The 22376-nt window shown below is 59.3% G+C and carries 23 protein-coding genes and 1 riboswitch; of the genes, 8 read left to right on the top strand and 15 right to left on the bottom strand.

Translation table 11 applies throughout. The features are described 5' to 3' along the window. Positions 1 to 16 precede the first annotated feature (16 nt). Positions 17 to 250, bottom strand: a riboswitch (cobalamin riboswitch). Positions 251 to 402: 152 nt separating this feature from the next. Continuing rightward, complete coding sequence (locus OH720_RS08405; protein WP_272605211.1) at positions 403 to 987, top strand: hypothetical protein; 585 nt, start codon at positions 403 to 405, stop codon at positions 985 to 987. 67 nt (positions 988 to 1054) lie between these two features. After that, the gene (locus tag OH720_RS08400) at positions 1055 to 2368 is read left to right on the top strand and encodes a PQQ-dependent sugar dehydrogenase (protein WP_272605210.1); all 1314 of its coding nucleotides are present in this window, start codon (positions 1055 to 1057) and stop codon (positions 2366 to 2368) included. Positions 2369 to 3341: 973 nt separating this feature from the next. Here OH720_RS08400 and OH720_RS08395 read toward each other — a convergent pair. The 6 genes from OH720_RS08395 to OH720_RS08370 form a co-directional block, all read right to left on the bottom strand. Then, positions 3342 to 3995 carry an O-methyltransferase gene (locus OH720_RS08395; protein ID WP_272605209.1) on the bottom strand — a complete coding sequence of 218 codons (654 nt, stop codon included), beginning with the start codon at positions 3993 to 3995 and terminating at the stop codon, positions 3342 to 3344. An 18-nt stretch (positions 3996 to 4013) separates the two neighbouring features. Then, complete coding sequence (locus tag OH720_RS08390; protein WP_272605208.1) at positions 4014 to 4550, bottom strand: C40 family peptidase; 537 nt, start codon at positions 4548 to 4550, stop codon at positions 4014 to 4016. 165 nt (positions 4551 to 4715) lie between these two features. Beyond that, on the bottom strand, positions 4716 to 5363 hold the full coding sequence (locus OH720_RS08385; RefSeq protein WP_272605207.1) for a C40 family peptidase: 648 nt from the start codon (positions 5361 to 5363) through the stop codon (positions 4716 to 4718). 227 nt (positions 5364 to 5590) lie between these two features. Further along, positions 5591 to 6295 carry a DnaA regulatory inactivator Hda gene (gene hda, locus OH720_RS08380; protein ID WP_008063324.1) on the bottom strand — a complete coding sequence of 235 codons (705 nt, stop codon included), beginning with the start codon at positions 6293 to 6295 and terminating at the stop codon, positions 5591 to 5593. A 197-nt stretch (positions 6296 to 6492) separates the two neighbouring features. Further along, positions 6493 to 7566, bottom strand: coding sequence for an AI-2E family transporter (locus tag OH720_RS08375; protein ID WP_008063322.1), 1074 nt, complete (start codon positions 7564 to 7566; stop codon positions 6493 to 6495). Between the two features lie 37 nt (positions 7567 to 7603). Beyond that, positions 7604 to 8668: a DUF2066 domain-containing protein gene (locus OH720_RS08370; RefSeq protein WP_272605206.1), complete on the bottom strand. Its 1065-nt coding sequence runs from the start codon at positions 8666 to 8668 to the stop codon at positions 7604 to 7606. Positions 8669 to 9053: 385 nt separating this feature from the next. Between OH720_RS08370 and purM the strand changes: the two genes are divergently transcribed. From purM to OH720_RS08345, 5 genes are all read left to right on the top strand, one after another. Next, positions 9054 to 10112, top strand: a complete 1059-nt coding sequence (purM, locus tag OH720_RS08365; protein ID WP_008063320.1) for a phosphoribosylformylglycinamidine cyclo-ligase — start codon at positions 9054 to 9056, stop codon at positions 10110 to 10112. Further along, a complete protein-coding gene (gene purN / locus OH720_RS08360; protein WP_272605205.1) occupies positions 10112 to 10762 on the top strand; it encodes a phosphoribosylglycinamide formyltransferase in 651 nt (216 codons plus the stop codon). The genes purM and purN overlap by 1 nt, the downstream gene beginning before the upstream one ends. A gap of 8 nt (positions 10763 to 10770) precedes the next feature. Further along, a complete protein-coding gene (locus OH720_RS08355) occupies positions 10771 to 11484 on the top strand; it encodes a DUF3108 domain-containing protein (RefSeq protein WP_008063318.1) in 714 nt (237 codons plus the stop codon). Between the two features lie 148 nt (positions 11485 to 11632). After that, the gene (locus tag OH720_RS08350) at positions 11633 to 12049 is read left to right on the top strand and encodes an OsmC family protein (RefSeq protein WP_272605204.1); all 417 of its coding nucleotides are present in this window, start codon (positions 11633 to 11635) and stop codon (positions 12047 to 12049) included. Between the two features lie 62 nt (positions 12050 to 12111). Then, positions 12112 to 12972, top strand: a complete 861-nt coding sequence (locus tag OH720_RS08345) for a pirin family protein (RefSeq protein WP_272605203.1) — start codon at positions 12112 to 12114, stop codon at positions 12970 to 12972. Positions 12973 to 13092: 120 nt separating this feature from the next. Here OH720_RS08345 and OH720_RS08340 read toward each other — a convergent pair whose 3' ends face one another. From OH720_RS08340 to OH720_RS08325, 4 genes are all read right to left on the bottom strand, one after another. Next, entirely contained in the window at positions 13093 to 13821 is a 729-nt protein-coding gene (locus OH720_RS08340; RefSeq protein WP_272605202.1) for a dienelactone hydrolase family protein, read from the bottom strand. Between the two features lie 67 nt (positions 13822 to 13888). Then, entirely contained in the window at positions 13889 to 15793 is a 1905-nt protein-coding gene (htpG, locus tag OH720_RS08335; protein WP_272605201.1) for a molecular chaperone HtpG, read from the bottom strand. 81 nt (positions 15794 to 15874) lie between these two features. Beyond that, positions 15875 to 16327, bottom strand: coding sequence for a PaaI family thioesterase (locus tag OH720_RS08330; RefSeq protein ID WP_272605200.1), 453 nt, complete (start codon positions 16325 to 16327; stop codon positions 15875 to 15877). Beyond that, positions 16324 to 16800 carry a PaaI family thioesterase gene (locus OH720_RS08325; RefSeq protein WP_272605199.1) on the bottom strand — a complete coding sequence of 159 codons (477 nt, stop codon included), beginning with the start codon at positions 16798 to 16800 and terminating at the stop codon, positions 16324 to 16326. Before OH720_RS08325 ends, OH720_RS08330 begins: the two co-directional genes overlap by 4 nt. Before the next feature lie 159 nt (positions 16801 to 16959). Here OH720_RS08325 and OH720_RS08320 point away from each other — a divergent pair, with 159 nt between their 5' ends. Next, complete coding sequence (locus OH720_RS08320; RefSeq protein ID WP_008063307.1) at positions 16960 to 17196, top strand: hypothetical protein; 237 nt, start codon at positions 16960 to 16962, stop codon at positions 17194 to 17196. A 67-nt stretch (positions 17197 to 17263) separates the two neighbouring features. Here the strand turns inward: OH720_RS08320 and OH720_RS08315 are convergent, their stop codons facing one another. The 5 genes from OH720_RS08315 to sucC all read right to left on the bottom strand — a co-directional run bounded on the left by OH720_RS08315 (position 17264) and on the right by sucC (position 22247). Beyond that, on the bottom strand, positions 17264 to 17665 hold the full coding sequence (locus tag OH720_RS08315; protein ID WP_272605198.1) for an MAPEG family protein: 402 nt from the start codon (positions 17663 to 17665) through the stop codon (positions 17264 to 17266). After that, complete coding sequence (locus OH720_RS08310; protein ID WP_180202787.1) at positions 17665 to 18402, bottom strand: DUF599 domain-containing protein; 738 nt, start codon at positions 18400 to 18402, stop codon at positions 17665 to 17667. The genes OH720_RS08315 and OH720_RS08310 overlap by 1 nt, the downstream gene beginning before the upstream one ends. 160 nt (positions 18403 to 18562) lie before the next feature. Continuing rightward, a complete protein-coding gene (gene brnQ, locus OH720_RS08305) occupies positions 18563 to 19876 on the bottom strand; it encodes a branched-chain amino acid transport system II carrier protein (RefSeq protein WP_272605197.1) in 1314 nt (437 codons plus the stop codon). 323 nt (positions 19877 to 20199) lie between these two features. After that, positions 20200 to 21081, bottom strand: a complete 882-nt coding sequence (gene sucD, locus OH720_RS08300; RefSeq protein WP_007919877.1) for a succinate--CoA ligase subunit alpha — start codon at positions 21079 to 21081, stop codon at positions 20200 to 20202. After that, positions 21081 to 22247: an ADP-forming succinate--CoA ligase subunit beta gene (gene sucC / locus OH720_RS08295; RefSeq protein ID WP_007919879.1), complete on the bottom strand. Its 1167-nt coding sequence runs from the start codon at positions 22245 to 22247 to the stop codon at positions 21081 to 21083. Before sucC ends, sucD begins: the two co-directional genes overlap by 1 nt. Positions 22248 to 22376: the final 129 nt, after the last annotated feature.

Here is a 22376-nt window from a genome sequence, read left to right as displayed (position 1 = left end):
CATCGCCCACCGTGATGCCGCTTGGATGGATCAGGCCGGTCTCCGGGCTCATGAGCGGCGTGATGCCAGACTGCGCGCCTTCCCGCATCGATGTTCGACGCAGTGGCTTCAGACGCAGTTTTCACTCATTTACCGTTGCGGGGGCAGCGCCGGGATCGCAGGGCTTCATCGACTGAAGCGCTCACTCACCGGCTTCCCTGTTTCACTCTGTCGACCCAAGCCACAGAGCACCTGAAACAAGCGGCGAAGGTTAGAGGGTTGGGGATGGAGCGTCAATTGAAGACGCGGTGCCACAACGAATAACTGCCACCGATCAATAAAATGACGTCAATCTTGCGCCACACTGGCAGCAGTGATATCAAATAGCCACGACCTCAAAACACAATAACAAGGGTGAACCCCATGCAAGGCATGATCATCAGTAATCCGAAGCTGGAATTCCTGCGTCCGGTACTGGAACGCTGGTTCGACTGTATCGACCGCTACAACGCCGTGCGCGGCGACAGCGAGACACCCTACTGGCTCGACGAAAAAGCCAACCTGGGCCTGCTATCCGCCGCGGCATGGATGGCCGAAATGATCACGCTGCAACAATCGCCCACGCGCAAACAGACCGAAGAAGGCGAACGTAATGGCCGCGCCGATCTGTTTATCGCCACGACCGAAGCACGCGCCTGGCTGCAGACCACCCAACGCTGGCCGCGAGTCAACAGCCTGAACCTGACCCAGGCCCTGCAGGACATCACTGGCGACGCAAAGAAAATCAGCTACGCCAGCGACCTGAAAATCGGTTGCCTGTTCGTCGCACCGCACAAGAGCCAGCAAGGCGCCACCCCCGAAGAACTCCAGGACATGGTCGATGACCTGCAAAAGGAGCATTGCTGCGCCGTGGCCTGGTATTTCCCCTATGCCTATCGCAAATTGCGCAATGAAGCCGGCCACTATCACCCCGGTATTGCCGTGCTGCTCAAGGAAGCTCGCGGCTGAGGTTGAACCATCGGGCTGCCACGCTTCTCTATGATTTAAGCCACTTCATTCATAGGGAAGGTCAGCAATGCGCACGTCCCAGCTGGTTTTCGTTATCGCATTAGCGGGAGGGCTCGCCGCCTGTGGCGAAACCGCCCGCTTGCAAGTCATCGACGGCACCGGGCCGTCCCCGAAGCTCCCGGAACCGAACAAGACACTGTTCCCGACGATGAACATCGCCCCGGCCATCGGCTGGGCGGACGGCGCAAAACCCGTCGCGGCCAGCGGCACTCAGGTCGGCGCATTTGCCGAGGACCTTGATCATCCGCGCTGGCTGTACGTGCTGCCCAATGGCGACGTGCTCGTCGCCGAAACCAACGCCCCGCCCAAACCCGATGACAACAAAGGCATCAAGGGCTGGATCACCAAGAAAGTCATGGGCCGCGCCGGTGCCGCCGTGCCGAGCCCGAACCGCATCACGCTGCTGCGCGATACCGACCACGATGGGATTGCCGAAACCCGCACGGTATTCCTCGAAAACCTCAACTCGCCCTTTGGCATGACCCTGGTCGGCAATGACCTGTACGTGGCCGACACCGACCGCCTGCTGCGCTTCCACTATGAAAACGGCGACACGGCGATCAAGTCGAAACCGATCAAGGTCGTCGACCTGCCCGGGGGCACCCTGAATCACCACTGGACCAAGAACGTCATCGCCAGCAAGGACGGCAGCAAGCTGTACGTCACGGTGGGTTCCAACAGCAACGTCGGTGAAAACGGCATGGACCAGGAGCAAGGGCGCGCGGCGATCTGGGAAGTGGATCGCGCCACCGGCAACCACCGGATCTTTGCTTCAGGCCTGCGCAATCCCAACGGCATGGCCTGGGAGCCACGAAGCGGTGCGCTGTGGACGGCCGTCAACGAGCGGGACGAAATCGGCAGCGACCTGGTACCGGACTACATCACCTCGGTGAAAGATGGCGCTTTCTATGGCTGGCCGTTCAGTTACTACGGCCAGCACGTCGACGTGCGCGTCGAACTGCAAAACCCCGACCTGGTGGCCAGGGCGATTGCCCCGGACTACGCGGTGGGGGCCCACACCGCTTCACTGGGCCTGGCGTTTGCCGAAGGCAACAGGCTGCCCGCGCAGTTCAAGGAAGGCGCGTTCATCGGCCAGCATGGCTCATGGAACCGCAAGCCGCACAGCGGCTACAAAGTGATTTTCGTGCCTTTCAGCGGCGGCAAGCCGAATGGGCAACCGGTGGATGTGCTCACCGGGTTCCTCAACGACGAGGAAAAAGCCATGGGCCGGCCGGTGGGCGTGGTGATTGATCAGCAAGGGGATTTGCTGGTGGCCGATGATGTGGGGAACAAGGTGTGGCGGGTGTCGGCCGCGCAATAACCCGCACTTGAAAAACAGGCCGACCGGTCGGCTTTTGTTTTTTCTTTTTGCTTTTGCTTTGCTTTAGATCTTGATTTTCTTGCCCCCCCACGCCTTGAGCCTGTTCGTCAACGTCAACGCCTGTGGGAGATTGTTGTCTGAGTACATATCCATTGCTGCGGTAACGGCGGCTTATGGTTTCGCCCTTACGGCGACTCCCTTTTTCAAACGCCAAAAAGGAAGCAAAAGGCTTTGCCCCACCACTCGGTGCCTCGCTTAGGCTCGGCATGTCCTCACTCCGGCATTGCTCCGTGGGTCGCCGCGATGGGCCATCCATGGCCCAGCGCGGCTAAACCGGCGTCCTGCCGGTTTACCCACTGCGCAATGCCTGCGTTCGGCCATCGTGGTTAACGGGGCACCCAGATCAAAAACAAAAGCGAGGCGGCCTTAAAGCCGACCTGACTTTTGCAGATACCCCCAATCCCCCTGTAGGAGCCAGGCTTGCCGGCGAACAAGGCGCTGCGGCGTGTCTGTTGTACTGCGTTATCGTTCTTCGCCGGCAAGCCTGGCTCCTACAGGGGGGGTTGTGTACATCCATAAAGGTCAGGTCGATAAGGCCGCCTCGCTTTCGCGTTTGATCTTGATCTGGCTTTTGATTTTCTTGCCCCCTCGAGAGGCCGAGTGGAGGTTCTGCGCAGTGGGTAAACCGGCATGGATGCCGGTTTAGCCGCGCTGGGCCAGGGATGGCCCATCGCGGCGACCCACGGAGCAGGACCGGAGCGAGGGTATGCCGAGCATTAGCGAGGCACCGAACGCCAGGGGCAAGAGCCCTTGGTTACTTGGGGCTTTTCCAAGTGACTCGCCGTAAGGGCGAAACCCTAAGTGGCCGTTACCGCAGGAATGGATATGTACACCTGAAAGACAATCATCGAATGTCAGGACGCCTTCGCCGGCACGCCAGCTCCCACAGTAGATCGGGTACAGCCGCGGGAGATCAGCGTTTACGGCAAAGGGTCAGCCCATCCCCCAGCGGCAACAGCGACAGATCCACCCGCGCATCATCCTTCAAGGCACGATTAAGCGCCTGGATGGCCCGGGTATCGGCGCTCTCGGGATTGTCCTCAAGCACCCGACCACTCCACAGCGTGTTGTCGAACACCGCCAGGCCTCCGGTACGCAACAGGCGTAGCGCTTGCTCCAGGTAGGCTGGGTAATTGGCCTTGTCGGCATCGATGAACACCAGGTCGAACTGGCCTGGCTCATCCAGATTGCCGAGAGTTTCCAGCGCCGGTGCCAAACGCAGGTCGATTCGCCCGCACAGGCCCGCCTCCTGCCAATAGCGGCGCGCGATGGCGTTGTAATCCCCGGGAATGTCACAGCAGATCAGCGAGCCGTCATCCGGCAATGCCGCGGCCATGCACAGAGCGCTGTAACCGGTGAAAGTGCCGACTTCCAGCAAACGTCGGGCACCGGTGAGTTTTACCAGCAAGGCGAGAAACTGCCCCTGCTCCGGCGCCACCTGCCAGCGCGCCATGGGCAGCGCCTGGGTTTCGTCGCGCAAACGCTTGAGCACCGGCGTTTCGCGCAGGGAGACGTCGAGCAGGTACTGATAGAGCGAATCGTCGAGATTGAGCGTGCGGGCGGTCATGACAACACCCTCCGGCTGTTACGGATTGCGCGCCAGATGCTCGGGTTGCAGGACGCGCTTGGCACTTAGGTAGGCTCTCTGCCAATAAGCCTTGGACAAGCTGTCGAGCTTGACCGTGCCACCGGTAGCCGGCGCATGCACGAAGCGGCCTTCACCGACATAGATGCCGGCATGACTGACCTGGGAACCGCCATTGGTGGCGAAGAAGATCAGGTCACCGGTTTGCAGGCCTTCCTTGCCGACATCGGCCGCTTGCATGGTGATCATTTCGCGGGTGGTGCGGGGCAGGGAAATACCGGCCATATCACGGTAGACGTAGCCAATCAGGCCACTGCAATCAAATCCCGAATCCGGCGTGTTACCGCCCCAGCGATAAGGCGTGCCGACCAGCCCCAACGCGCGAAACAGCACGTCTTGCGCTTCAGGCGAAAAGTCCTGGGAGGTATTGAATACGATGGGCGTGCGAACCACCGGCGCAGGTGGCGGTGTACGGCTGGCACAAGCACTGAGCAGCGCTGCGAACAGCATGATTGCGAGGCGGGCCGACATCGTCATAAGCAGAGCATCCTGATCAGGCTGCGGCTAATTTCTGCGGGAGCGCAGAAAAGAAAACCGCCTGCGGATTACGCAGGCGGTTTGCCATCATTCATTGATCAGAATTTTAGCGCTTATCAGGCAAACTTCAAGTAAGACTTTAAGTTCGCCTTACGAAATGTGCGCTTACTTGCGAGCCGTGACGATTGGCGTCGCTGCGGGAGCCATGGCGAGTGCACGCTTGGCTTCGATGAAGGTCTTGCTCCAGTAGCTGTCACCGAGGTTATCGATGCGCACACCACCGCTTTTGCGGCTGCTGGAATGGATAAACTGGTTGTCACCCAGGTAGATCCCGGCGTGACTGACGCGACCGCGACGACCGTTGGTGGCGAAGAACAGCAGGTCGCCTGGCTCGAGCTTGCTGCGCGAAACCAGCGGTGCGTCCACGTTGATCATTTCGCGGGTGGAGCGCGGCAGGTTCATGCCGGCTTCTTCACGGAACAGGTAACCGATGAAACCGCTGCAATCGAAACCGGCTTCGGAGGTACCGCCGAAACGGTAACGGGTACCGATCAGGGACATGCCGCGTTCGAGGATGCTGTCGGCCAGAACCGGAAGCTGGTACGACTTGCCGTCGGCGAAGCTGGCCAGTTCTTTTTCGGTGGCCGCTTCTTCGAGCTCAAGCGCTTGCTTATAGAGAGCGGAAGACTGGGCAGTAACGGAATGTTGAGCCTGCTGTTGTTGCGCTTGCTCAGACACCGGGGTGTGGGCAGCGCAACCGAACAACAGGGTAACGAGTGCGAGGGGCACGAGGGGTGCAAAGCGATTTAGCATGGGCACGACCGTGGCTGAATAAGTTATCAAGAGCCGCGACTATGCCTTCTATCATTCTCATTTGCAAATTCAATCGAACTTTTTGTGACTTCTTGGTTTCTCGCTGACATCTAAGCGCTAAAGCCTGTTCTAGACACTCGCGCAGCCTGCACCCGGCAGGAAAGCGGATTTTCTGACGCCTTGAATATGTCAAAAATCGCTTCAGGCCCTGAATTTACAGGGCCTGGCTACCAGCCCAGGGTTTCTTTCAGGAACGGAATGGTCAGCTTGCGCTGTGCTTGAAGTGAGGCCTGGTCGAGTTGCTCGAGCAGTTCGAACAACGCGCTCATGCTGCGGGTGCCGCGGGTGAGGATGAAGTGCCCGACTTCGTCGGTCAGGTGCAGGCCACGACGTGAGGCACGCAGCTGCAGGGCGCGCAACTTGTCTTCGTCGGAGAGTGGGCGCATCTGGAATATCAGCGCCAGGGTCAGGCGCGACTTGAGGTCCGCCAGCTTTACTGGCAGTTCGCGCGGCGAGGTCGATGCGGCAATCAGCAGGCGCCGACCGCTGTCACGCAACCGGTTGAACAGGTGGAACAACGCTTCTTCCCAGTCAGCCTTGCCTGCCACCGCCTGCAAGTCGTCCAGGCAGACCAGCTCATATTGCTCGAGATTGTCGAGAATCTCGATGCCGCGATCCATCAACTCGGCCAGCGGCAGGTAAACCGCCGGTTCTCCCATCTGTTCGAAACGCAGGCACGCGGCCTGCAACAGATGCGTGCGCCCTACCCCGTGCTTGCCCCAGAGGTAAATCAGGCTTTCGGTCCAGCCGGCGTCGGCTTCGCACAGCCGCTCGACATAGCCGAGTGCAGCGGCATTGGCGCCTGGGTAGTAGTTGATGAAGGTGGCGTCGTCACGCAGACGCACACCTAGGGGCAGCTGAATCGGTTTCATGCTGACTGAACAGTTCCAAAGGAACCGTTAGTGGCCTCTGTGTAAAGTTTGCGAAGTTTATACCCGTGAAGCCGACCGCACAATGCGACAGACCACAAGCAAAATCAAAGGTTTGCGTTAGCGCACCGGTTTTATGACAGATTCTTTGGCGCAATGGGCAGCCACCGGGTGTCGATCCGGGCTGCCCGTGAACCCGTCTAGAGCTCTGATTCGTCAACACCACTGTACATACCGGAATCCTTATACAAATCATGCACATGGCGCAGCAGCACCATGATCACCGCCGCCACGGGCAGTGCCAGCAACACACCGGTAAAACCAAAGAGTTCGCCGCCTGCCAGAATCGCGAAGATCACCGCCACCGGGTGCAGGCCGATGCGGTCTCCCACCAGCAATGGCGTGAGCACCATGCCCTCCAGCGCCTGACCGACCATGAACACCGCGACAATACCCATCATGGGATACAAATCGCCGCCAAACTGGAACAGACCGGCAATCAGCGCCGCGCCAATGCCAATGATAAAGCCCATGTACGGCACAATCGCCGCCAGACCGGCAATCATCCCGATCAACAGGCCCAACTCCAGCCCCACCAGCATCAGGCCCGCGGCGTAGATCACGCCCAACGCGACCATTACCAGCAATTGCCCGCGGACGAAGGCGCCGAGCACTTCATGGCACTCCGCGGCCAATGACACGGCGCGCTCTTCACGATCGCGCGGCAGCAGGCTGCGGATCTTGGCCATCATCAGGTCCCAGTCCCGCAGCAAGTAGAAACTCACCACCGGAATCAACACCAGGTTCGCCAGCCAGCCAATCAACGCCAGGCCCGAGGCCGTCGCCTGGCTCAGCACCACGCCAACGATGTCGGTGGTCTGCCCCATGTGCTCACTGATCGCGGCCTTGAGCTTGTCGAACTTCCAGAAGCCCTCCGACAAGCCGAACTTCGATTGAGCCCATGGCAATGCGGTGTGCTGCAGCCAATCGAGCATCTGCGGCGCCAGCTCATACAAGCGAAACAACTGCTTGGCTAGCATCGGCACCAACACCAGCAGCAACGTGGTGAAGATCAGGGTGAACAGGGCGAACACCGCAATCACGCCCCAGGTCCGCGACAGGCCGGCCTTTTCCAGCCGATCCACCAGGGGGTCAAACAGATAGGCCAACAACAACGCCACCAGGAACGGTGTGAGGATCGGGTGCAACAGCCAGATAAACGCGCAGAGCAACAGCACTCCACCCAACCAGAACCAACGCCGCGTATCGGCCATGAACCACTCCATTGCTTCTATATAAAGAAAGAAAAATCTACCAGCGGAAACGCAATTGCGGCGTCGGTGCCGGCGAGGGCGCTACCACAGGAACCGAGCCAGCGACTACAGACTGGACCGGTGCTGCCGGCGCCGGCGCCGGTGCCGGCTCCACCGCGACCTCCTGCAACCTGGCTAGCGACAATTGCGCGCGCAGTTGCTCGCTACTGCCGTTGACCCGATAAAGAATCCGATCGCCGTTGACACTTTGCGGACGACCGCCGAAAGGCTCCAGCAAACGCCCAAGGGCCGCATACCGCTCCAGGTTCATGCCTTGGACTTCCAGCAACTGTGCGGCCGAGGCCCCAGGCTTGGTGACGAATCGCGGCGCCAGTCGCTGGTTGACCGCCAGCATCACCGCGTCCGCCAAAGCGGCTTGATCCGCCCCCTGCGCACTGCCGGCCTCTTTCTGATCGCCCAGCCACAACTGCCACTTGGCTTGCCATTGGCCACCCTCTTCTCGGGCATGGACCGCCAGCAACGCGTCGGCATTGTAACGCTGCGAGGCGCTGCGCAGGGCCGACGGATCAGCACTTTCCAGATTCGGCGCGGTGCCGACGATTTGTTCGTTCAAGTCCGCCAGCGGCAGACGCAGGGGCAAACCACGGTGCTGCGCGGCGCGACGCAGGGGTGTCGCACCGGCCTGACCATCACCTACCAGGCTTGAACCCTCGGTGTAGTCGTTCAACCACCAGCCCAGGATCGACGGCCGATTGGAGCCCCACATCGCCAACCCGGCCCGACGCAAGGCCTGTGCGGTGGTGCCCGGGTCGAAATCGACTTTCAACACTTCCGGCGGGCCGGCCTCGAAACCGTACTGGCTGATGATTTGCTGCGGGTCGTTGCGAAGCGCCGCCAGCCCCGGACTCTGTGGTGCCTTGGGATCACCGGTCAGGCGCAACACCAGCGTATCGAGCGCCCGCTGTGTGGCTTGCTCACGCTCCTCTGGCGACTGGCCGTTGACCGGCTCGCGCACCTGATAAAGGCCTTTGACGGTTTCAGCGTGGCTAATCAAGCTAACCAGCGACAAACAGCCCACAAGCAAAATTTTACAAAAACCCATGGAAGATTCCTGAAGACAAAGGCGGCTGGAACAGGCCGCATGAAACGATCGGGCAAGGCTGTGACCATCGCCCGATGTAAAACATTCACACGCCCTGGGTAAGTTTTTGCACTGTGCTAACGATAGACGGTTAATGACGACAACCCGTAGAGGCGAGCAGGATGTCATCCATATCGGGTAAAGGCGGTTTTTTTCGGCCGATATGCCCCCTGCCGTCGGCGTGAGGATGGCCGCTGCCCTTCAAGCCTGATAAAATCGCGCGCCTTCGCAGACCGGCAACAGCCGGGCACCCTCGAATATCGCGTGAGGCAATCACCTTCGTCGATTTCGACGGTCCCGATGGACTCGGTCGTTACCCAGAAATCCCCCCCTAAAGGCCTGGATCATGAGCAAGCAACCCTCCCTGAGCTACAAGGACGCCGGTGTAGACATCGACGCCGGTGAAGCATTGGTCGAACGCATCAAGAGCGTCGCCAAGCGCACTGCGCGCCCGGAAGTCATGGGCGGCCTGGGCGGTTTCGGCGCCCTCTGCGAAATCCCGGCCGGCTACAAGCAGCCCGTGCTGGTTTCCGGTACTGACGGCGTCGGCACCAAGCTGCGCCTGGCATTGAACCTGAACAAGCACGACAGCATCGGCATCGACCTGGTTGCCATGTGCGTCAACGACCTGGTGGTATGCGGCGCCGAGCCACTGTTCTTCCTCGACTACTACGCCACCGGCAAACTGAACGTCGACACCGCCGCCCAGGTCGTGACCGGCATCGGCGCTGGCTGCGAACTGTCGGGCTGCTCCCTGGTGGGCGGCGAAACCGCTGAAATGCCTGGCATGTACGAAGGCGAAGACTACGACCTGGCCGGCTTCTGCGTCGGCGTCGTGGAAAAAGCCGAGATCATCGACGGTTCCAAAGTTGCCGCCGGCGATGCCCTGCTCGCCCTGCCGTCCTCCGGCCCGCACTCCAACGGCTACTCGCTGATCCGCAAGATCATCGAAGTGTCCGGTGCCGACATCGAGAACATCCAGCTCGACGGCAAGCCGCTGACCGACCTGCTGATGGCCCCGACCCGTATCTACGTGAAGCCGCTGCTCAAGCTGATCAAGGACACCGGCGCGGTAAAAGCCATGGCCCACATCACCGGTGGCGGCCTGCTGGACAACATCCCACGCGTACTGCCAAAAGGCGCACAAGCCGTGGTTGACGTGGCAAGCTGGACCCGCCCTGCGGTGTTCGACTGGCTGCAAGAGAAAGGCAACGTCGACGAAAACGAAATGCACCGCGTTCTGAACTGCGGCGTGGGCATGGTCATCTGCGTCGCTCAAGAGCACGTGGAAACCGCGCTGAACGTGCTGCGTGAAGCGGGCGAGCAGCCTTGGGTCATCGGTCAGATCGCCACCGCTGCCGAAGGCGCAGCTCAGGTTGAACTGCAAAACCTCAAGGCTCATTGATGTCTCAGACCTGTGATGTTGTGGTGCTGTTGTCCGGCACCGGCAGTAACTTGCAGGCATTGATCGACAGCACGCGGACCGGCGACAGCCCGGTCCGCGTCGCTGCGGTGATTTCCAACCGCGCCGACGCTTATGGCCTGCAACGCGCCAGGGACGCGGGTATCGACACCCGCACCCTGGATCACAAGGCTTTCGAGGGCCGCGAGGCCTTCGACGCCGCGCTGATCGAACTGATCGACGCCTTCAATCCCAAACTCGTGGTGCTGGCCGGATTCATGCGCATTCTCAGCGCTGATTTCGTACGCCACTACGCGGGTCGCCTGCTCAATATCCACCCCTCGCTGCTACCCAAATACAAAGGGTTACACACTCATCAGCGCGCGCTGGAGGCCGGCGATGCCGAGCACGGCTGCTCCGTGCACTTCGTCACCGAGGAACTCGATGGCGGACCACTGGTCGTACAAGCAGTAATACCAGTAGAGTTGCACGACTCGCCGCAGAGCCTCGCGCAGCGGGTCCATGTGCAGGAACACCTGATCTACCCCATGGCCGTACGCTGGTTTGCCGAAGGCCGGCTATCGCTCAGTGAACAAGGTGCTTTACTGGATGGACAGTTGCTTGCGCCCAGCGGCCACTTGATTCGAACCTAGGAGATTTTATGCGTCGCGCCCTGCTCTTCGCTTGTGCTCTGCTCGCCTTGCCCTTCGCACAGGCTGCAGACCTTCAACCCTTCTCCGCCAGCTACACCGCCGACTGGAAGCAGTTGCCCATGAGCGGTACGGCTGAACGCAGCCTGACCAAGGAAGCCAACGGCGTCTGGAAGCTCAACTTCAAGGCGTCGATGATGATCGCCAGCCTGTCCGAAGAAAGCACCCTGACCGTCGACAAGGACACCTTGCTGCCACAGTCCTACCACTTCGAGCGTGGCGGCCTGGGCAAAGCCAAGAAAGCCGACCTGGACTTCGACTGGACCGCCAAGAAGGTCACCGGTACTGACCGTGGCGACGCGGTCAATATCCCGCTCAACCGCGGCATGCTCGACAAATCCACCTACCAGCTGGCGCTGCAGCATGACGTGGCTGCCGGCAAGAAAAGCATGAGCTATCAGGTGGTCGATGATGGCGAAGTCGACACCTATGACTTCCGCGTGCTGGGTTCGGAAAAAGTCGACACCAAGGCTGGCCAGATCGATGCGATCAAGGTCGAGCGCGTACGCGACCCGACACAAAGCAAGCGCATCACCGTGCTGTGGTTCGCCAAGGATTGGGATTACCTGCTGGTTCGTCTGCAACAGGTCGAGACCGACGGCAAGGAGTACAACATCATGCTCCTGGACGGCAAGGTCAACGGCAAGACTGTCAAAGGCAGCTGATCCGCCAGACATGAAAACGCCCCGCCCATGCGGGGCTTTTTTTCGCCTGTGAATACGCAAAAAAGTGGAACGCGCCCCAGGGTGAATGCTCTATAACTTCGAGGTCTTTTTTGCTCAAATGACTCTTCCCATTGCCAGCGAGGCTCCCATGACCGTTACCGTCAATACCGTTTCCGCCGAAGGTTTACGCCATACCGTGCAGATCGATGACCACGAACTCTTTGCCGATGCGCCTGTGTCCGCAGGCGGCGAAGGTTCAGCGCCGGAGCCACACGATTACTTCGACGCAGCCCTCGGCGCCTGCAAGGCCCTGACCTTGAAGATGTACGCGAAGAAAAAGGACATTCCGCTGACGGGCGTTGGCGTGGAGGTCAAGCGCGACAACAGCCAGGAGCAAAAAGGCAAATACGCATTGCACGTCAAGCTGACCCTCAAGGGCGTGCTCACCGACGCCCAGCGCGATGAGTTGCACCGCGTGGCCGACCGCTGCCCGGTTCACAAGCTGATGACCAGCAGCGAAGTCAGCGTCGAAACCCATCTCTCCGAAGGCGCGTTCAGCCAATAGCGGCAACGGCTGCGCAAGCGGGTTATGCTCGACCGCATCACCCGCCCAGCCTGGAACGCACCATGAACACTCCGCTCGTGATCCGCCCCCGCGCCGAAGATGTCGAAGGCCAGCCGATTCTTCGCCCGTTGCCGTCAGCCAAATGCCGCAATGTCGGGCCCTTCGTATTTTTCGACCATATGCTGCAAACCCGCTACGCCGCGGGAGAAGGCATGAACATCCGCCAGCATCCGCACATCGGCCTCTCCACCCTCACCTACCTCTTTGAAGGCCAGTTGCAGCACAAGGACAGCCTCGGTTCGGATCAGGTGGTCAATGCCGGTGATGTCAGCTGGATGACCGCCGGCAGTGCCATCGCCCATGTCGAGCGCACCCCCGAAGCGCTGAAAGAAAGCGGCTTTACGATGCACGGCTTGCAGATCTGGCTGGCGTCGCCAAAAGACCGGGAACAGGGCCCGGGACACTACAGTCACCACCCGGCGAGCACCTTGCCGGTCAGCGAAAACCTCGGGGTAAAGATCCGCATGATCGCGGGCTCGGGCTTTTGCCTGGAATCGCCGGTGCCGGTGCTTTCCCCTACGCTGTATGCCGAATTGACCTTGCAAACGGCGACGACCTTGCTGATTCCCACCGAGCATGAAGAGCGCGCGCTGTATCTGTTGAGCGGTGAGGTGCAGCTGGATGGAGAACCCATAGAGCCGCATTCACTGCTGGTGTTGCCACCCGGGGAAGAGATGACATTGTTCGCCGCGAGCGACAGTCATGCGGTGTTGTTCGGTGGCGCGCCGCTGGATGGGCCGCGTCGGATCAACTGGAATTTTGTGGCGAGCGATCCGGCTGCCATCGATGAAGCGCGTCGACGCTGGGCGGCCGGGGATTGGCCGACGGTGCCGGGGGAAGTTGAGCGGATTGAACTGCCTTAAACAGTCAAGTGTCTGTTAGACCGCCATCGCGAGCAGGCTCACTCCTACAGGAGAATGCATTCCAATGTAGGAGTGAACCTGCTCGCGATGAGGCAGGCACTTACACCGACCCAATCATGGTCAACCTTTGAACACTTCATCCAGCAGGTTGTGCATCGAAGTGAATGCCCGAGCGGCAACCTTCGCGTCGTACATCATCATGCCCGGCACGTTCGCATGCGGGTCAGTGAACGAGTGGAACGCGCCACCATAGCTCAGCAGCTGCCAATCCACACCCGCGGCATTCATTTCATCTTCAAACGCCGGCAGTTGCTCCTTGGGCACCAATGGATCAGACGCACCGTGCAGCACCAGCACCGAACCCTTGATGTTTTTCGCATCGTTGACGTCCGGAGTATCGAGGGTGCCGTGGAACGACACCGCCGCCTTCACCGGCGCACCGGTACGGGCGAATTCCAGGGCGCAGCAACCGCCGAAGCAGAAACCGAAGGTCGCCAGTTTCGACGTATCAACCGCCGCCTCACCCTGGGCCTGGAGCTGTTCGAAAGCCACTTGCATGCGCTTGCGCAGCAACGGACGGTCATTCTTCAGCGGCATCATTGCCGCGCCTGCCTCATCGTTGTTCTGCGGCCGAACCGATTGACCATAAAGGTCCGCGATCAGCACCACATAGCCCTTGGCCGCGACCGACTTGGCGATCTCCTCGGCACCGGCACCCACGCCCATCCAGTTCGGCGCCATCAACAACCCCGGACGCGGGCCCTTGTGGTCGGCATCGAAGGCCAGGCGGCTCTCGTAGGGCTGGCCGTCAATCTGATAGGCAACAGAACGTACAGTGATTTGGCTCATTTCTGACTCCTGATTTTTAAACACCAGAATGAAAAAACCCGCCGAAGCGGGTTTTTCTACAACGCGATTAAGCCGACAGCTCAACCAGCAGCTTGTTCAGGCGGCGCACATAAGCCGCCGGGTCTTTCAAGCTGTCGCCGGCCGCCAGGGCCGCCTGGTCGAAGAGGATGTGCGACAGGTCGCCGAAGCGCTCGTCGCTCTGCTCGCTGTCGAGCTTCTCGATCAACGGGTGAGCCGGGTTGAATTCGAAGATCGGCTTCGAATCCGGAACCTTCTGCCCGCTGGCTTCCAGGATCTGACGCATCTGCAGGCCCAGGTCCTGCTCGCCGATGGCCAGGATCGCCGGGGAATCGGTCAGGCGATGGGATACTCGCACTTCAGCCACGGATTCGCCCAGCGCTGTCTTCAGGCGCTCGACCAGACCCTCTTTGGACTTGGCGACTTCTTCCGCGGCTTTCTTGTCCTCTTCCGAGTCCAGGTTGCCCAGGTCCAGGTCACCACGTGCCACGTCGACGAAGCTCTTGCCGTCGAAATCGCTGAGGTAGCTCATCAGCCACTCGTCGATACGGTCGGTCAGCAGCAGCACTTCGATGCCTTTCTTGCGGAAGACTTCCAGGTGCGGGCTGTTCTTGACCTGCGCGTAGGTTTCGCCGGTCAGGTAGTAGATCTTGTCCTGACCTTCCTTGGCGCGGGCCAGGTACTCGGCCAGGCCGACCACCTGCTCGCCGTCATCACCGTTGGTCGAAGCGAAACGCAACAGACCGGCGATTTTCTCTTTGTTGGCGAAGTCTTCTGCCGGGCCTTCTTTCATGACCTGGCCGAAGTTTTTCCAGAAGCCCTTGTATTGCTCCGGATCGTTCTTCGCCAGTTTTTCCAGCATGTCCAGGACACGCTTGGTCAGCGCCGACTTCATGGAGTCGATGATCGGGTCTTTCTGCAGGATTTCCCGCGACACGTTCAGCGACAGGTCGTTGGAATCGACCACGCCCTTGATGAAGCGCAGGTACAGCGGCAGGAACGACTCGGCCTGGTCCATGACGAACACACGCTGCACGTACAGTTTCAGGCCTTTCGGCGCTTCACGCTGGTACAGGTCGAACGGAGCACGGGCCGGCACATACAGCAGCGAGCTGTATTCGAGCTTGCCTTCGACCTTGTTGTGGCTCCAGCTCAGCGGATTTTCGAAGTCGTGGGCGATGTGCTTGTAGAACTCCTGGTATTCCTCGTCCTTGATCTCGGTACGCGGACGGGTCCACAAAGCGCTGGCGCGGTTGACGGTTTCCCATTCAACGGCAGGCTTCTCTTCACCCTCGACAGCTGCCACTTCTTTCGGCAGTTCGATCGGCAAAGCGATGTGGTCGGAGTATTTCTTGATGATGTTGCGCAGGCGCCAGCCATCGGCGAACTCGTCTTCACCGGATTTCAGGTGCAGGACGATACGGGTGCCGCGGTCAGCCTTGTCGATGGTTGCGACTTCAAAATCGCCCTCGCCCTTGGAGGACCAGTGCACGCCTTCGCTGGCATCGCTGCCGGCACGACGGCTGAACACGTCGACTTTATCGGCAACGATGAAAGCCGAGTAGAAGCCCACACCGAACTGACCGATCAGGTGCGAGTCTTTCTTCTGGTCGCCCGTCAGGTGCTTCATGAAATCGGCGGTACCGGATTTGGCGATGGTGCCCAGGTGGGTGATCGCGTCTTCGCGGCTCATGCCGATGCCGTTGTCTTCGAGGGTGACGGTCTTGGCGTCCTTGTCGAAGCTCACACGGATTTTCAGTTCAGCGCCGCCTTCGAGCAATTGAGGCTTGGCCAGCGCTTCGAAACGTAATTTGTCTACAGCGTCAGAGGCGTTCGAGATCAGTTCGCGAAGGAAAATTTCCTTGTTGGAATACAGCGAATGGATCATGAGGTGCAGCAGCTGCTTCACCTCGGTCTGGAAGCCCAGGGTTTCCTTTTGAGTTTCCACACTCATGGTCATCAAACTCCAATCAGATGGCATAAGCCGCGACCATGAGGGTCGGCGGCGGGTTGTCATCAGAGTTGGGGGCTCCATTCAGGATTTCAAGGGCTCATCGAGTTTGAAATGCGCCCGGGCCGTGGCAATGGGTTCGGCTTCCGTGCTTTGCCAGGCGGTAATCGCCACGTTGGCGACCCGGCGACCCTGGCGACAGACCTGGCAGCGGGCCCAGGTATCACGAAACTGCCCGGCGCGCAGGTAATCGAGGGAGAAGTCGATAATCTTCGGCACGCCCGGCGAACCAGTCGCCACCAGCAGGTGCAGCGCAGCTGACAATTCCATGAACCCGGCGATCACGCCGCCATGGATGGCCGGCAATAAAGGGTTGCCGATGTTGTCCTTGTTGGCCGGCAGGCGAAACAGCAACTCATCCCCCACCCGCGAGCATTCGACTCCGATCAACCTGGCGTAGGGAATGAGGTTCAACAACGAGGCGTACTCGCCCCGCTCATGAGCCAGTTGCACTTGCTCCTTGAACGACTCACTCATGCCGCACCTCCAGCGATGGCGCCACCAAAACCCTTGGTGCCCTTGATGCCCTTGCCCATGCGCATGAAAGTGCCCACGACATGGGCGATGGGTTGTTCGGGATCATCCTGATAGGCAAAGCCACGGGCAAAGATCACATCGGTGGTCACCCGATAGCATTGGGCGAAACCGTAGACATCCTTATGCGGTTCGGCGGCGTGCATGTAGTCGATGCGCAGGTCGAGGGTCGGGCAGACTTCGAACTCCGGCAACACGCAGAGGGTAGACATGCCACACGCGGTGTCCATCAAGGTGGTCAACACGCCGCCGTGAATCACACCAGCCTGGGGATTACCGACGATCTGCGGGCTGTAGGGCAGCACCACGGTGAGCCCTTCGGCACTGGCGCTGTGAACGCGCAAACCCAGCACCTGGCAATGCCGCAGCGCTGACAGAAATCGTGTCGCACGCTCAAAAACGGGGTTTTCGGCCATTTGATAAAGACTCTTGTTTATAGTTATTCAATGAAGTTGAGGCCCGAGTAAAAGTTCCGCGTTAGAACAAACTTATATATCTGATGGATTTGAGGAACTTAACCCTGACCGCTGTGCTCTTAAGGCCAGATAGATAATTTTCATCAGGAGAAACACCCCATGCGTAAGACTTTAGCTATTGCCTTGATGTTGACCGCTTCCCTCGGTCTCGCTGCCTGCGATAAAAAATCCGAGGACAAAGCTCAAGATGCTACCCAACATGCCGAGCAAGCCCAGGAAAAAATGAGCGAAGCTCAGGATAAAGTGAACGAAGCAGCGAAAGAAAACGCCGAAGCCGCCAAAGATCAGGCTGAATCGAACGCTGCCGCACAAGAAGAAGCCGCCAAGAAGCAATAAGTCGCTTCTCGCTGCGTCAAAAGAAAACCCGCCAAGTGCGGGTTTTCTTTTATCTACGATTTACTCGTTAGAGCAAAATGGTTCGAAAAGTCGGACTAATCATCAGCAACAACGAGCAGATCAAACCCACCAGCCAGACCAGACTGCGCTGCCAGGCCAGATCCTTCCAATAGCACAGCAGGTAGATGACCCGCGTGACCACAAAGATGATCGCCAGCCAGTCGATGAGCCATCCCGCCGTTTGCGTGGTGTGGGCCATCAACACACCCACCGCAAACAAGATGAAGGCTTCGAAGCTGTTCTGATGGGCCGCCACCGCACGCGCGCCCAGGCCTGTAAGTTGCGCCTGCTGTTGGCGCGGCAGGTGATTGTTGTAACCACCCTGTTCTTTCATGGCCGTCGTCACGGGCATGCGCGCCACGTAAATCAGCACGGCACTGATAAACACGCACCAGAATGGAATACTCATCAAGCGGCCTCTTTATTCACCTCGGGCAACGGTGCCTCTGTAGGGGTATAGACCATCACATCGAGAACGTCGGAGTGAAACTCACGGCGGTATAAGACGAACACCACGCCGGCACTCATCAACATGAACAACCAGGGGCTGACGAACCAGGCGAGCATGGTCATGCCGAAATAGTAAGAACGCAGGCCGAAGTTGAACTGGTTGGCGGCCATGGAAATAACCCGTGCCGCACGATTGGCAAAGGCTTTGCGTTCCTGCTCCGACACATGACGCTCACCGACCATGGGTGCCGAGCCCACCAGAATGGCCGCGAAGTTGTACTGGCGCATGCACCAGCTGAAGGTAAAGAACGCATAGACGAACACCAGCGCCAGGCACAACAACTTGATCTCCGACATGCCCTGGGACGCCTGCTGCACCATCGGGATATCCGCCAGCAACGACACCGCCCTTTCCGACGCCCCGAGCACCGTGAGAATACCGGCCAGGATAATCAGGGTACTGGAAGCAAAGAACGAGGCATTGCGCTCCAGGTTGCCGATCACACTGGCATCGGCGATGCGGTTGTCACGCAGCAGCATGCGGCGCATCCAGTCTTCGCGATACAGATGCAGCACGCTGGCCAGACAGGCGGTGTCACGGCCTTTCCAGGTCGCATAGCGGGTGTATCCGCCCCAGCAGATGACGAACCAGATGGCAGCGAGGATGTGGATCAAGTTGGCTTGGATGAACGACATGCAGGTCCTTGTGATGTAGAGGGGAACACCGTTTTGCAGTGCTTCGACGTTAGCGCAGAAGAAAAGACACCGCATCCCTCACAAAAAAAATGCCCCGTATCGATTGATACGGGGCATTTCAGTTTTACTCACAGGTCCGCTTGTGACGGTCCGATTAAGCTTATGCCAGCGCTTCTTCGCGCTTACCCAGCATGCGGTCGCAAACCACGGCGACCACCAGGGTCATCACCGAAGGCACCAGCCATGCCAGGCCCTGCTCGCTCAACGGCAAGTGAGCCAACTGAGACGGCATCCAGTCCGCCAGACCCGCACCCTTGAGCGCATCGATCAGGCCGAAGATGAACGACACCAGCATCACCGGACCGACAATGCGCCCTTGTTCATGCCAGAAGTCCTTACAGAAGCTCAGGGCCACCAGGGCGATGCACGGCGGGTAGATCGCGGTCAGGACCGGGATCGAGAACGCGATCAGCTTGGTCAGGCCCAGGTTGGACACCAGCAGGGAGAATGCCGCGAGGATGATGACCAGCGTCTTGTAGGACAGTGGCAGCACACGGCTGAAGTACTCGGCGCAGGCACAGGTCAGGCCGACCGCCGTCACCAGGCACGCCAGGGAAATCAGCACCGCCAGGAATCCGCTGCCCAGGGAGCCGAAGGTGTGCTGTACGTAGGCGTGCAATACCGCCGCGCCGTTGGTAGCGCCAGCCGCCACTTCATGGCTGCCCGAACCCAGGCGGAACAGGCTGATGTAGACCAGTGCCAGGCCGACACCGGCGATCAAGCCGGCAATGATCGCATAGCGGGTGATCAGCGCTGGCGACTCGACGCCGCGCGAGCGAATGGCATTGACGATGACGATGCCAAACACCAGTGCGCCGAGGGTATCCATGGTCAGGTAACCATTGATGAACCCTTGGGAGAACGGTGCCGCTACATACTCAGGCGTCGCATGGCCAATGTCACCTGCTGGCAAAGCGAACGCGGCGATGCCCAGGGCAGCCAGTGCAATGATCTTCAGAGGCGCGAGGAAACGACCTACGGTATCCAGCAAACGGCCCGGATACAGCGAGATGAAGAACACAATCAGGAAGTACACCGAGCTGTAGAGGAACAACGCCAGCGGGCTTTCGCCGGTCAATGGCGCCAGGCCGACTTCGAACGACACGGTGGCGGTACGCGGCGTGGCGAACAGCGGGCCAACCGCGAGGTAGCACGCCGCAGCCAACAGGCCACCGGCGATTTTACCGATCGGGCTGCTCAAGGCATCCATGGCGCCACCGACCTTGGCCAGCGCCACGACGGTGACCACAGGCAGACCGACTGCAGTGATCAGGAAGCCCAGCGCCGCCATCCAGACGTGAGGCCCGGACTGCAAGCCGACGATAGGCGGGAAGATGATGTTGCCAGCCCCGACGAACAGGGCAAACGTCATAAAACCAAGTGCCAGGATGTCCTGGCCTTTCAACACTTTCATTAAGGAAATACCACACTACTGAATCGGAATTTAGAGAGGGATTTCCCTATGGGTGAGGGAAATGCTGTCGGTCCGTATGGGACCAACCCTTTAAGCGCGTTGCAGCCTTGTGGGCGCGGACGCAAAAATGGCGAGTAGCCTAACGAATTTGGCCGATAAACGCACTGTTAGAGGGCGAACTATCCGATATACGACATTTCCATGTCGCGTTTACATATCTAATTTTCCCACTCCGGCCCAGAGCGAGGGAACGATCACCTGCAAACGACAAAGGCCACCCGAAGGTGGCCTTTGTTTGGTGAAGCGTCAGCTAAGCGCGAGGCTTATTTGACAGCCCAACCAGTCAGCTCGGCCAGGGCCTTGCCGATGTCTGCCAGCGAACGCACGGTTTTAACGCCTGCGTCTTGCAGAGCAGCGAATTTCTCGTCTGCAGTGCCTTTGCCGCCAGAGATGATTGCGCCAGCATGGCCCATGCGCTTGCCCGGAGGAGCAGTCACACCAGCGATGTAGGAAACAACCGGCTTGGTCACGTGTGCCTTGATGTAGGCAGCCGCTTCTTCTTCAGCCGAACCGCCGATCTCGCCGATCATCACGATCGCTTCGGTCTTCGGGTCTTCCTGGAACAGCTTCAGGATGTCGATGAAGTTCGAACCCGGGATCGGGTCACCACCAATGCCGACGCAAGTCGACTGACCGAAACCGGCGTCAGTAGTCTGCTTAACAGCTTCGTAGGTCAGGGTGCCGGAACGGGAAACGATACCGACCTTGCCTGGCAAGTGAATGTGACCTGGCATGATGCCGATCTTGCATTCGCCTGGGGTGATCACGCCTGGGCAGTTAGGGCCGATCAGGACTACGCCCAGCTCGTCGCACTTAACTTTAGCGTCCAGCATGTCCAGGGTAGGAATGCCTTCGGTGATGCACACGATCAGCTTGATGCCGCCGAAGGCAGCTTCCAGGATCGAGTCTTTGCAGAAAGGAGCCGGAACGTAGATCACGCTGGCGGTGGCGCCAGTGGCAGCTACAGCGTCTTTCACGGTGTTGAACACTGGCAGGCCCAGGTGCTCGGTGCCGCCTTTGCCTGGAGTTACACCACCAACCATCTTGGTGCCGTACTCGATGGCTTGCTGGGTGTGGAAACTACCTTGCGAACCGGTAATACCCTGGCAGATAACTTTGGTGTCTTTATTGATCAGGACGCTCATTATTTGCCCTCCGCAGCTTTGACAACTTGTTGAGCAGCGTCGGTCAGGCTGGTAGCAGCGATGATGTTCAAACCGCTTTCTGCCAGTACTTTAGCGCCCAGCTCAGCGTTGTTGCCTTCAAGGCGAACAACAACCGGGATTTTCACGCCGACTTCTTTCACAGCGCCGATGATGCCTTCGGCAATCATGTCGCAACGAACGATGCCGCCGAAGATGTTAACCAGTACTGCAGCGACGTTGGTGTCGGACAGAATGATCTTGAACGCTTCGGTAACGCGTTCTTTGGTAGCACCGCCGCCCACGTCAAGGAAGTTGGCTGGCTTGCCGCCATGCAGGTTGACGATGTCCATGGTACCCATGGCCAGGCCAGCACCGTTGACCATGCAACCGATGTTGCCTTCCAGTGCTACGTAGTTCAGTTCGAACTTGGCAGCGTGCGCTTCGCGCGGATCGTCTTGCGACGGATCGTGGAAAGTCTTCAGCTTAGGCTGACGGTACATGGCGTTGGCGTCGATGTTGATCTTGGCGTCCAGGCAGTGCAGATCGCCGTCAGCCTTGATCACCAGCGGGTTCACTTCCAGCAGGGCCAGGTCGTGATCCTTGAACAGTTTGGCCAGACCTACGAAGATCTTGGCGAACTGGGCAACCTGCTTGCCTTCCAGACCCAGCTGGAATGCCAGCTCGCGACCCTGGAATGGCTGAGCGCCAACCAGTGGATCGATAGTGGCTTTCAGAATTTTTTCTGGAGTGTCGTGAGCGATTTTCTCGATGTCCACGCCACCTTCGGTGGAAGCCATGAACACGATGCGACGGCTCGAACGGTCAACGACAGCGCCCAGGTACAGCTCTTTAGCGATATCAGTGCACGATTCAACCAGGATCTTGGTGACTGGCTGGCCATTGGCGTCAGTCTGGTAAGTCACCAGACGCTTGCCCAGCCACTGCTGTGCGAAGGCCTTGGCGTCTTCTTTGCTGCGAACCAGCTTTACGCCGCCCGCTTTACCGCGACCACCGGCGTGGACCTGGGCTTTGACAACCCACTCGCTGCCGCCGATTTTGTCGCAAGCTTCTGCTGCTGCTTCCGGGGTGTCTACCGCGTAACCAGTAGAAACTGGCAGGCCGTATTCAGCGAACAGCTGCTTACCCTGATACTCGTGAAGATTCATGCTTTTTACCGTCTTCGTTAGGTACTGCGCATTCGGTGCTGCACTCATTCAAGTGCCGCACCACCTGTGACTGCTGCTTGCATGACCTTTCCGGATACCCGGTACGGCCATGCAAGACTGCGTCCAGCG

Origin of the sequence: Pseudomonas sp. WJP1 (assembly GCF_028471945.1) — a bacterium.
Lineage (GTDB): Bacteria > Pseudomonadota > Gammaproteobacteria > Pseudomonadales > Pseudomonadaceae > Aquipseudomonas.
This window is presented reverse-complemented; position numbering and strand designations above follow the sequence as displayed.

What these genes read in the sequence shown, in the direction of transcription:
- OH720_RS08405 (WP_272605211.1), top strand. Translation starts at nt 403, where the DNA reads ATGCAAGGCATGATCATCAGTAATCCGAAGCTGGAATTCCTGCGTCCG.
- OH720_RS08400 (WP_272605210.1), top strand. Translation starts at nt 1,055, where the DNA reads ATGCGCACGTCCCAGCTGGTTTTCGTTATCGCATTAGCGGGAGGGCTC.
- OH720_RS08395 (WP_272605209.1), bottom strand. Translation starts at nt 3,995, where the DNA reads ATGACCGCCCGCACGCTCAATCTCGACGATTCGCTCTATCAGTACCTG.
- OH720_RS08390 (WP_272605208.1), bottom strand. Translation starts at nt 4,550, where the DNA reads ATGACGATGTCGGCCCGCCTCGCAATCATGCTGTTCGCAGCGCTGCTC.
- OH720_RS08385 (WP_272605207.1), bottom strand. Translation starts at nt 5,363, where the DNA reads ATGCTAAATCGCTTTGCACCCCTCGTGCCCCTCGCACTCGTTACCCTG.
- hda (WP_008063324.1), bottom strand. Translation starts at nt 6,295, where the DNA reads ATGAAACCGATTCAGCTGCCCCTAGGTGTGCGTCTGCGTGACGACGCC.
- OH720_RS08375 (WP_008063322.1), bottom strand. Translation starts at nt 7,566, where the DNA reads ATGGCCGATACGCGGCGTTGGTTCTGGTTGGGTGGAGTGCTGTTGCTC.
- OH720_RS08370 (WP_272605206.1), bottom strand. Translation starts at nt 8,668, where the DNA reads ATGGGTTTTTGTAAAATTTTGCTTGTGGGCTGTTTGTCGCTGGTTAGC.
- purM (WP_008063320.1), top strand. Translation starts at nt 9,054, where the DNA reads ATGAGCAAGCAACCCTCCCTGAGCTACAAGGACGCCGGTGTAGACATC.
- purN (WP_272605205.1), top strand. Translation starts at nt 10,112, where the DNA reads ATGTCTCAGACCTGTGATGTTGTGGTGCTGTTGTCCGGCACCGGCAGT.
- OH720_RS08355 (WP_008063318.1), top strand. Translation starts at nt 10,771, where the DNA reads ATGCGTCGCGCCCTGCTCTTCGCTTGTGCTCTGCTCGCCTTGCCCTTC.
- OH720_RS08350 (WP_272605204.1), top strand. Translation starts at nt 11,633, where the DNA reads ATGACCGTTACCGTCAATACCGTTTCCGCCGAAGGTTTACGCCATACC.
- OH720_RS08345 (WP_272605203.1), top strand. Translation starts at nt 12,112, where the DNA reads ATGAACACTCCGCTCGTGATCCGCCCCCGCGCCGAAGATGTCGAAGGC.
- OH720_RS08340 (WP_272605202.1), bottom strand. Translation starts at nt 13,821, where the DNA reads ATGAGCCAAATCACTGTACGTTCTGTTGCCTATCAGATTGACGGCCAG.
- htpG (WP_272605201.1), bottom strand. Translation starts at nt 15,793, where the DNA reads ATGAGTGTGGAAACTCAAAAGGAAACCCTGGGCTTCCAGACCGAGGTG.
- OH720_RS08330 (WP_272605200.1), bottom strand. Translation starts at nt 16,327, where the DNA reads ATGAGTGAGTCGTTCAAGGAGCAAGTGCAACTGGCTCATGAGCGGGGC.
- OH720_RS08325 (WP_272605199.1), bottom strand. Translation starts at nt 16,800, where the DNA reads ATGGCCGAAAACCCCGTTTTTGAGCGTGCGACACGATTTCTGTCAGCG.
- OH720_RS08320 (WP_008063307.1), top strand. Translation starts at nt 16,960, where the DNA reads ATGCGTAAGACTTTAGCTATTGCCTTGATGTTGACCGCTTCCCTCGGT.
- OH720_RS08315 (WP_272605198.1), bottom strand. Translation starts at nt 17,665, where the DNA reads ATGAGTATTCCATTCTGGTGCGTGTTTATCAGTGCCGTGCTGATTTAC.
- OH720_RS08310 (WP_180202787.1), bottom strand. Translation starts at nt 18,402, where the DNA reads ATGTCGTTCATCCAAGCCAACTTGATCCACATCCTCGCTGCCATCTGG.
- brnQ (WP_272605197.1), bottom strand. Translation starts at nt 19,876, where the DNA reads ATGAAAGTGTTGAAAGGCCAGGACATCCTGGCACTTGGTTTTATGACG.
- sucD (WP_007919877.1), bottom strand. Translation starts at nt 21,081, where the DNA reads ATGAGCGTCCTGATCAATAAAGACACCAAAGTTATCTGCCAGGGTATT.
- sucC (WP_007919879.1), bottom strand. Translation starts at nt 22,247, where the DNA reads ATGAATCTTCACGAGTATCAGGGTAAGCAGCTGTTCGCTGAATACGGC.